This is a genomic window from Methylorubrum podarium (genome assembly GCF_022179745.1).
Taxonomy (GTDB): Bacteria; Pseudomonadota; Alphaproteobacteria; order Rhizobiales; family Beijerinckiaceae; genus Methylobacterium; species Methylobacterium podarium.
On record NZ_BPRD01000602.1, the window covers coordinates 1 to 1262 of the forward strand.

Genomic DNA, 1262 nt, shown 5'->3' on the forward strand with positions numbered 1-1262 from the left:
CGCGCCGGTTGCGGCGAATTCGGGACATCTGTGCCGCAGCATGTCGGCCTTGACCAAGTCTTTACCAAGAATTGGGATCGAGGAGCGGCCTGCGGGCGATCCGTCGTCCCGTCGCGAAACCGACGCGGTCCGGCGGATCGAGGTCCGCGGCTTTCCAAAGCGGCCGGCGGTGACTATTCGCTTGGCCCGATCCGGTGCCCGCCGCGTCCGAGGGGGCGGGCCGCCTCGCCGAACGACGACCCCTCGCGACACCATTGTCGACAGCCGGGAACGGAGCGCGCCATGAGCGGTAGTATGAGCGGTAGTACCACGAGCCTCACCCTCGACGCCCTCGACCTCTCGGCCCTGTTGTGCTCGCGCGTGTGCCACGACGTGATCAGCCCGATCGGCGCGATCGTGAACGGCCTCGAAGTGCTGGAGGACGACGACGATCCTTCCATGCGCGAATTCGCCCTCGAACTGATCCGCAAGAGCGCGCGCACCGCCTCGGCCCGGGTGCAGTTCGCCCGCATCGCCTTCGGCGCGGCGGGTTCGGCCGGCGCCTCGATCGACCTGGCCGATGCCGAGAAGGTCTCGCGGGCGATGTTCGCCGACGAGAAGACGCAGATCGCCTGGAGCGCGCCCCAGGCGCTGTTCCCGAAGAACAAGGTCAAGCTCCTGCTCAACCTCGTGGTGATCGCGTCGAGCGCGATTCCCCGCGGCGGCCTGATCGACGTGGCCGTGACCGGCGACGGCGACAGCCCGCGCCTCGTCCTGCGCGCCAAGGGCAGCCACGCGCGCATCCCGCCCCATGTCGAGGCGCTGATCGCCGGCACGCCCGAGGGCGGCACCGTCGACGCCCACGGCATCCTGCCCTTCTATGCCGGCCTCGTCGCCCGCGCGGCGGCGATGGACGTGCGGTTCGCGATTCAAGGCGACGAGGTGACCGTCACCGCCACGCCCACGGAGGCGGCGGTGGGCCTGCCCGGCGCGCCCGCCCCCAGCGTCGAGGACGAGCGTCCTTCCGACAGCGCCCCGCCGGACACGCAGCTCGCCTGAAACCATTTTCCGTTTGATCGCTTCGGTCAGAGCCTGGCCTGTCCCCTCCCCCTTGCGGGGAGGGGTTCGGGGTGGGGGTAGTGCAGAAGGCACCGCACCGCCTCATCCTGAACCCCCCCCACCTCCTGCCTCCTCCCCACAAAGGGGAGGAGCGGAGCGACGGCGGCCGAAGCGATCGGGCGGATGGGGTAGGAGCTGAAAGGCCTCCTACGGCACCACGCGGG

The 1262-nt window shown here is 70.3% G+C and carries 1 protein-coding gene; it reads left to right on the forward strand.

Features of this window, described 5'->3' with window-relative positions:
• Positions 1-282: 282 nt before the first annotated feature.
• Complete coding sequence (gene chpT, locus MFF42_RS24380) at positions 283-1038, forward strand: histidine phosphotransferase ChpT (protein WP_373875222.1); 756 nt, start codon at positions 283-285, stop codon at positions 1036-1038.
• Positions 1039-1262 lie beyond the last annotated feature (224 nt).

Coding starts and splice junctions, on each gene's coding strand:
- chpT (WP_373875222.1), top strand. CDS start 283: ATGAGCGGTAGTATGAGCGGTAGTACCACGAGCCTCACCCTCGACGCC.